Origin of the sequence: Gemmobacter sp. (assembly GCF_016792925.1) — a bacterium.
Taxonomy (GTDB): domain Bacteria; phylum Pseudomonadota; class Alphaproteobacteria; order Rhodobacterales; family Rhodobacteraceae; genus Gemmobacter.
Map to the genome: position 1 here is coordinate 1 of NZ_JAEULU010000197.1, position 2019 is coordinate 2019.

Annotated in this window: 1 protein-coding gene; it reads right to left on the minus strand. The window is 65.3% G+C overall.

Translation table 11 applies throughout. From position 1 onward, the window contains the following. On the minus strand, positions 1 to 2019 hold a 2019-nt coding region (locus JNN06_RS09275; protein WP_291239305.1), incomplete at both ends, for a hypothetical protein.

Genomic DNA, 2019 nt, shown 5'->3' on the forward strand with positions numbered 1-2019 from the left:
GGCCATATCCATTTCCTTGAGTAGCTTGTCGGTCTCGGCCCTGATCTTGGCCACGGTGACCTGCGTTTCCTCGCGCTGTTCGCCCTTGGGTTCGTCGGGCATCTGGGCGATCAGGCCTTCCAGTGTCCGGCTCTTCGGGAAGGCCCGGACACCGAAGAGCAGGATTTCCTTCACCGTCTTCATGTCGAACTGGCCCGTCGCTGCCAGCGGCGCCAGCTGCTGAACGAAGGTGGCAAAGGCGCCCAGGAACTCGATCCGGGCTTCCTTGTCGGCCTGCTCGTCGGCCAGCACCGTGGAATCCGTCTCGATCTGGACCGTGATCTTGCGGCTGAAATCGCGGCGCAGCCGTTCATGCACCGCCTCGAACGATGTCTCCGGCACCGGGTCCAGCTTGGGCGGCTCAGGCGGCGGGGGAAGTGGCGGCACCTGCTGCCCGTTCTGCTGCATCACCTGCGCGGCCTGCTGAAGCAACTGATACTGCTGCATCGCTGCGGCATGGGCGGCCATGGCCTGTTCAGCGGCGGCCGCGATGGCGGCGCGTTCCGCCTCGGTCTCGGGGATATCAAGGGCGCAGATTTGCGCCAGTCGTGCGCCGTCGAAGAGTTCGAGGGCGATCTCGACCATGATACGCAGCGTGTCGCGGGCGAAGACCGCCATCCTGCGCTGCTTCGATGAGAGACGCAGGCCGGCATATCGGCCCTTGATCTGCTGCGCCGTCGCGGTTTCGTTGGGGTCGCCCTGCGCCCGCATGATGTCGGAGACGCCGGAAGCCTCGAACATCGCCTGTTTCGCCGCCTCCCGCATGTTCTGCAGCGCCGTAAGACAGGTGATGATGGCGTCAAGCGGAAGCCACTGGATCAGGCTCGAGGTGCCGCCCTTGCTCATCAGGGAAATCCAGCTTTGCACCGGGATCAGCTGGTTCTTGCCCGACATCAGCGCCTTCACGGTTTCGCTGTCGGCACCGGGGAACAGGCCAGCCACGGCCAGCACGCCCAGCAATTCCTTCATCTTGCGTGTCGCGGTGTCGATTTCCTTGGCCCGCTCGGCGTAATAGGAGATATCGGGGCGCGGGTTGAGGCTGTCACCGCGAGTCGTCGCCATCAGCGGCTTGGCCATGGGGAAGAACTTCTCGAGGCCAAGCGGATCGTCCTGCTTGTCCAGCACCGCGCCCCGGCAATCCGGCGACCACCACACCACGGTTCTTGTTTCCCGGTTCCAGATTTCCCAGACCGTCGCGGTGTCGAACGGGTTGACCACCGGCTCACCCGACCTGTCCAGACTGCCGACCAGCGTCCGGTCCTCGCGGTCCTCATCGCCGAAGGCGCGGGCCCTGCCCTTCAGCCCCGCCGTGCCATAGGCGAAGCGCGCCTTGTGTTCTGGAAACCGCTTCTCGATCCGCGACCGGGTCATGGGGATTTCAAATGCGATCCACGGCACCTGGTCCCAGCCCGCCGCCGGGGCGATGACCACGCGGCGCCATTCATTGCCGCGCGCCAGAACCTCCTCGTGCGTCTTGGTTTCGGTGACAACCTGCTCCCCGGTCAGCGGGTCGGGTTCGACCTGTTCGCCGAACTCGGCGCGATAGAGAACCCGGGCCGAGCCCCGGCCGGCGATGAGCCAGTCATCCCGGCTGCGCTCCATCGCGGCGTCGAAATCGGATTCCTGCAGGATCCATGACGCGATGCGCTGCCCCGCCTCTGCCGCCATCAGGTCGGTAGCATCGGACTTGCCGTCGCCGCGCCACCGGCGTTGCACGATGGGCGTCGGGGTTTCGGAGAACACCAGCGGTTTGAGGACTTCGATGTTGGAATGGATCAGGCCGGTTTCATCGGTGATGCGGTTCTCGAGCGGCGCCGAAGCGCTGTCGCCGCCGCCGCTGTCCTCATCGGGGCCGAAATAGAGGTTTTCGGCATGCAGGGCCTCGCGGCGCCACCGGCGTTCAACGACCAGAGCGGTGTTGATCTGTTCCTGCCAGAACCGCCAGTTCTCGTCGGGGCCGGCGGATTCGGCTTCAGCATC